The 5,797-nt window shown below is 39.6% G+C and carries 8 protein-coding genes; 3 read left to right on the top strand and 5 right to left on the bottom strand.

Annotated features, from left to right (window positions below; genetic code table 11):
• Both D6D85_RS16270 and D6D85_RS07690 read left to right on the top strand, forming a co-directional pair.
• A partial coding sequence (locus D6D85_RS16270; protein ID WP_161969753.1) for a DUF4143 domain-containing protein occupies positions 1–401 on the top strand: 401 nt, incomplete at its 5' end.
• A gap of 226 nt (positions 402–627) precedes the next feature.
• The gene (locus D6D85_RS07690; RefSeq protein WP_237558791.1) at positions 628–1,227 is read left to right on the top strand and encodes a TIGR00266 family protein; all 600 of its coding nucleotides are present in this window, start codon (positions 628–630) and stop codon (positions 1,225–1,227) included.
• On the opposite strand, the gene D6D85_RS07685 is transcribed toward D6D85_RS07690, so the two are convergent.
• Together D6D85_RS07685 and D6D85_RS07680 are read right to left on the bottom strand one after the other, a co-directional pair.
• Positions 1,228–1,512 carry a hypothetical protein gene (locus tag D6D85_RS07685; protein WP_125671478.1) on the bottom strand — a complete coding sequence of 95 codons (285 nt, stop codon included), beginning with the start codon at positions 1,510–1,512 and terminating at the stop codon, positions 1,228–1,230. It abuts the gene before it with no gap.
• Complete coding sequence (locus tag D6D85_RS07680) at positions 1,496–1,723, bottom strand: hypothetical protein (protein WP_125671477.1); 228 nt, start codon at positions 1,721–1,723, stop codon at positions 1,496–1,498. Before D6D85_RS07680 ends, D6D85_RS07685 begins: the two co-directional genes overlap by 17 nt.
• A 476-nt stretch (positions 1,724–2,199) precedes the next feature.
• On the opposite strand from D6D85_RS07680, the gene D6D85_RS07675 reads away from it, so the two are divergent.
• Positions 2,200–3,078, top strand: a complete 879-nt coding sequence (locus tag D6D85_RS07675) for a hypothetical protein (RefSeq protein WP_125671476.1) — start codon at positions 2,200–2,202, stop codon at positions 3,076–3,078.
• A 582-nt stretch (positions 3,079–3,660) separates the two neighbouring features.
• Here D6D85_RS07675 and D6D85_RS07670 read toward each other — a convergent pair.
• The 3 genes from D6D85_RS07670 to D6D85_RS16265 form a co-directional block, all read right to left on the bottom strand.
• Positions 3,661–4,125, bottom strand: coding sequence for a hypothetical protein (locus tag D6D85_RS07670; protein WP_125671475.1), 465 nt, complete (start codon positions 4,123–4,125; stop codon positions 3,661–3,663).
• A gap of 154 nt (positions 4,126–4,279) precedes the next feature.
• Positions 4,280–5,407, bottom strand: coding sequence for a right-handed parallel beta-helix repeat-containing protein (locus D6D85_RS07665; protein WP_125671474.1), 1,128 nt, complete (start codon positions 5,405–5,407; stop codon positions 4,280–4,282).
• Between the two features lie 163 nt (positions 5,408–5,570).
• The coding region (locus D6D85_RS16265) for a hypothetical protein (protein WP_161969621.1) at positions 5,571–5,797 on the bottom strand (227 nt) is incomplete at its 5' end.

Genomic DNA, 5,797 nt, shown 5'->3' with positions numbered 1-5,797 from the left:
CAGGAGATCTTGGAATATCGCACAACACTGTCCATGATTATGTAAGGCTGATGGAGGACATGTTCCTCCTAGGAGTAGCTTACTTAAAGGAAGATGGGAAAATCCTCTACAGAAGGGAGAAAAAGATTTTTATCAGGGATCCATTCCTCGCAATATCTCTCTCAAAGCTCCTTGGAGCAGATCTCTCAAGAGCAGCTCTTCTTGAGTGGGTTGTTCAGGAGCATATCCTCAGGGAATTCGGAGAAGTTTACTTCTGGAGGAATGGACTTGAGGTGGATGTTATCTCCGGAAAGCTGAAAGTTGAGGTTAAGGCTGGAAAGCCTCACAGAAGATATCCCAGAGATGTTACAGTTCTTTCCGAAGAGGATATACCGGCTTTCCTCCTGAACCTGAGGAGATAGAAGATATTGTTACAATAGAGAAGGATTATTTAGCAAGTTATTTCCAGCATGGAAGGCCTTTTTAGGTAGCATAAATCCATCCTTCAGCTCACGAAAGAGTTATATGTTTGCATTCCTCTAAAATTAATATGGAATATGAGATAAAGTACAGGCCTTCTTACAGCATGCTGGTTGTTAAGATGAATTAGGTGAGACGATAACAGCGGAGGCAGGTGCGATGACTTATATGTCCCCCAACATTCAGATAAAGACTAGGGCAAGAGCCGGCATACTCGACACAATAAAGGTGGGAGTTCTAGGAGGTCAGTCATTGTTTGTGAACGATTACACTGCAGTTGGAGGGCCGGGGGAGATTGGGCTTGTCGCAGCTCCTCTTGGGGATATAGAGAGACTTGTTCTAGATGGCCACAACGGCTACATAATCCAGAGGTCCTCATATATAGCATCTGATCCAACTGTTGATCTGGACATAAAGTGGCAAGGCTTCACAAAGGGAATATTTGGACAGGGCCTTTTCATGATAAAGACATCAGGAAGGGGGAATTTATTCATAAACACATTTGGAGCAATAGATAGGCATCATCTATCGGCAGGGGAGAGCCTCATAGTTGACAACTTCCATTTAGTCGGCTTCTCCGATACATGTTCCTACAAGGTTAGAAGAATAGGTGGGTTGAAGGAGTTTGTGCTGAGCGGAGAAGGCCTTGTTGTGGAGATCACTGGCCCTGGGGAGGTTCTTATCCAGACAAAGAACCTGGCTGAATTTGCCGACTGGCTCTGGCATGTTTTTGAGCCGAAGATAAGGGCAATGATGAGGTCTAGATGATCAGAACATCATCTCTTGAATACCAGAACTTGAAATTCCAGAAGATAAGGCGAATTTATCTGTTCTAAAGGGCCTAAAATTTCCTTGATATCTCGCTTTTCCTTGTCCTCTCCTTGGGCCTCTCATCTGAACCTCCAGAAAATCCTCAACAGCAATACTGAGCTTGCCTGCCAGCATATCACTAATAAGAGGCTCGTCGATAAGCTGTGATATCACAATGTCAGCTTCAACTGCATCTGATTCAGCATCTTCAGCTATTGCCCTAATTCTAGCTGCAGATCTCACGATCCACACCCTGACAGGTCCCCCTGCTGCGTCGAAGAAATCCTCTTTTGCATCCGAAAGAAGAAAACCAGAGGCCCAGTTCCCTCGCCAGTCCAGCAGGGATCATTAACTGTGGTGTATCTGCCTCATATCCGCTGTTGACAAGGGCCACAACCTCTCTGCTTTCTCTTCTCTCTCCACCCTTACCGCCATGATAAATTCCCTCACCCAACTCACTCTCACCTCTTCACTCTAATTCTTCCAACTCTCACTATCAAGCCTCAGCACAATGAATTTATTTAAGCTTACTGTTGAGATTGTTACCCAAAACTTCCCAGAATCTAGTAAGATCTTAAAGTCACCTCTAAGGGCTAAATACAGAATCCACTGTAGGAATTAGTTGAGGAATCTTATCTAAGAGAGCTCAGTCCATCGGGAATCTCTGTAGCTTCTGCCAACTTTTTCATCAAAATTTTTAGCTGAAGCGAGGAAAATATTTATATGAGAGCTAAAATTCTCCGGTGGTTTGAACAGGCCAAGAGAGGATTTAAAGATTGCTGAAGAACTGTTGAGATTGAGTTTTGAGGAAGCTACATGTTACCCTATCAAACCGAGGAGAAAGCTTCTTAAAGCATAGTAATAAAGAAGGAGATTCCCAGTAAGTACTTACGTAAAATTTATTAAGAAGCCCTTAATAGTATTTATTACATGCACAGAAAGAAATCCACAAAAGGACCATATATACGGAAAGTACTTGTTAAGATTGAAGTGAGCATAGGTGCATGGACTATAATTCATATCGTATCACTTTTATTTTTAGGGGGGCTCTTATTTTATATCGGGTTTAAGCTTCATAGCTCTCTTTTTGAGGAAATTGGATACCTATTCCTTGTGATCTCTGCGGTGGAAATACCCAGCGACATACTTACCCGGCAAGCTCTCCTAAGAGATATTAGACAAGCCCTAGAAGAAGCTAGAAAAAGAGAAAAATATAGAAAGATTGGGATAATAGGAGCTTATGAGAAAAGAGCTGAAGCGCTTAGGAAGATAATACCGAAAATTGCTGAAGATATTAGAAAGGGTGACATTAAGCGGATGGATTTCTTGGGACATACTCATCGCACTTGGTTTCTTAACGATACTTTTAAAAGTGCGCTTGAAAATATGGAGATGCCAGAGGAAAAATGGCGTGTAATAATGTTAAGTCCAGATTCGGCAATAACAAAGCAAATAATGGATCAGGAATACCAAGGGAGAAGATTCATAGGAAAGATAAAAGAGAGAGACTTCGAGACATTTTTAAAGGAGCGCTATTATCATATAGAGCTTGTTTTAAATTCATTAAAAGACTATAAAGATAAAGTAGAAGTTAAAGTAATAAATGATATGATAGTATATACAGATATAGCTATAGTTTCATATAAGGATGGAAGAGAAATTATATATGCCTCTCCATACTCTGGTTACAGATCAGGAGTAGATTCTCCACTTTTTGTCATAGAAAAGGTGAAAGAAAATGATGATCTTTTTGACCTTTATAAAAATGAATTTGAATTTATGTGGAAAAAAGGTAAAATTATTGAATAATAAGGTTAAGAGAAAAATGAAAACATTGAATATATTTAAGAAACTCTAAAAAATAACAATCTCTATGCTGGTAAAAAGTCTCTTATTGCATGAGATTGTGAAAATCGTTGCCTCTATTGGCATCAAGAAGAATGTGAAAAATACAGAAAATCATGAATTTAATTGAAATTGAGTCCTAGGATCTCCGCGCACAACATTAGAAAACCTGCTTAAATCTCAGAGCTCGAAATCCCGGAAAGCTTAGTTGAAGGTTTCTATTCCTTAGAGAGCCTAAAAAGCCCTTGATATCTCGCTTCTTTAAAAACAATAGATACTTTTTTAACTTTACCTAAAATATAAAAGTGAAGATAAAGAAAAATTGATATAGAAAAGAATATAAATGAAATAATTATTATTTCTAGGAAAGATATTAAAAAACAGTATATAAAAGCATTAAGTGTTGCACTAGAGAATATGCTGATTAGAAACTCAGAACAAAGAGTCATAGTATCGTGAACTCTGCGCGCGCCATGTCGTTGGATGAGCAGCCCCACCTGCACACAGTGCCTCTGAAGATCCTTATTGACTCATCTGTTTTTATCGCTAGACAGTCAGCTGTATAGCTAGGGAGTCCGTGAGGGGATCATATCTTCCAAGTATAAAAGGAGCTCTGGCAACAAGAGTTTCATCACCGGCTGTAACTCTGATCAGGTAGATCCCTTTGACACGCTCTTTCTCAACCAGAGTAAGCTCTATTCTGTTCAGTTCATCCTTTATTCGATTAAGCTCATCTCTTAGATCGGGAAACTCAACTTCAAGCTCCTTCAGGCCTTTTTCCACTGTTTTCTTCTCCTCTAGAAATAAATATTTATCTTTCTGGTCAACATCACTCAGGATATCCATCAAAAGGTGAAGAAGGGCTCTTCTCACCTCATAATCCTCTCTCGCTTTCCTTACTATCTCATCAACCTGACCTTCCAGACCCAGCTTCTCCTCCAGCTTTTTAGCAGCCCTGTCTCCTATCTTCTCCCTGATCCAGTCGAAAACAGCTGATCCAAGCTCTCCCACAGCCGATATATATGGTTCTGCGATAAGAATAGCTGCTAAAGAGAAACCTGGTTGTTACATCCTTGTCCCATTCTGCTTTTGAAAGGGAGAAATATAAAGTTTTTCATAATATCAGCGATAGATGCAGGAATTTCAGAGGATAGACCTTAAGCCTTTAAAAGCCCTCAGCTGACAGAATATAGTTATCTGTTGTCTTAACTAGCGGATAGTTGTCATAGCTATCCTTTTCGCTACCTACACGATAAGATACATCCCCTATTCCATCTTTATTCTCGTCAGACCCTTTGTAATCGCTCCAGTAATTGCCCAAGTGTCCTGTATATGTCTTGCCCTCGTAAGAATAAGCCATGGGCGATGGAGAGCTCCAGATGTTTTCAGCATATTCCTCTGCATTCTTCATATTTTTCACAAAATTGTTGTAATATATTATATTGTTGGAGCTTCCCGCTAAAAGGAGCCCCTTGTTGCGATTTGAGCCTACTGTGTTGCCCGTCAACACATTACCCTGCGAGTTATTTAGAAGAATGCCATTATTTGCATTTGAATTAATAATATTTTTAGATATAGTATTGTTTTTACAGTTGTTGAATATTATTCCATTTATAATATTTAATTCAATTTTATTTCTTATTATCTTATTTGAGACTGAGTTGTCAGCCACGATTCCGTTCTTATCGTTCCAGCTAATTACATTATCGAATATCTCGTTTTCATTAGAGTTATCCAGCTGGATTCCCTCCCCATTGCCCTGTATCTCGTTGTTGTATATAGAGCTCTTCATTGAGGAGCTCAACTTAATGCCAATGCCATTGTTCATTATTTTGTTATTTTTAATAATACAGCTATTCGCATTTAGACATATACCTGCTGTATATAGCCCAGTCCCTCCCCTTATCGTGAATCCGATTATGCTGACATTATCAGCAACCAAATCGAAAATGTGAATATTTGGATCTTTTGCCTGAATTACCGTCTTATCTGGACCGCTTTCCGATTCTATAATGACATTTTTATTTACCTTGATGTTCTCAGTATAAGTTCCCTCCTTTACTATCACCCTGCTCCCCGGCCTCGCCCTATTTATCACCCTCTGAATTGACCCCTCAGGATAAACATAGTAAAGCCCTTCTTTACGACCTATATTTTTAAGCTTTTCAGTCATTTCCCTCAGAAATAAGGCTACTTTACGCCTGCTAATCCTTCTAAGCAGTTGTATTGCTGCAATTAAAATGGTTACTAGGCTCGCTACCACCCCCAGAATACTGAGTATGAGATCCAACATCTCTGGAAATAACAAAAAGTACTTAAAACGTTAGTTTAATTTCAATATATGATTAAGTTTACAGGAAAGAAGGCAAGCTGAAAAGATATATTTCATCAGCTACCGACTACCCGGACCAGAAGTTTACATTAATGAAGAAAGATCCTCTACAGCAGCGATTGTACTAGGGCTTTATCGTCCTAGTCTCGGAGAACTTGACCTCAACGGGGAAGAATAGAACATTAACCTTCATTGTTCCGTTAACGTTTACATCAACCTTTCCCTGAAGAAGAAAGCTCACAACTGCTTTTCCGAGCTCAGAGTAGTACAGATCAAGGAGTCCGCTGTCGCATGAAGTGGTTTTAGGGAGAATGTCAACCTTCTCTACAGTTCCATTTCCCACCTTTGTCC

Origin of the sequence: Candidatus Methanodesulfokora washburnensis, assembly GCF_003947435.1 — an archaeon.
Lineage (GTDB): Archaea > Korarchaeota > Korarchaeia > Korarchaeales > Korarchaeaceae > Methanodesulfokora > Methanodesulfokora washburnensis.
This window is presented reverse-complemented; position numbering and strand designations above follow the sequence as displayed.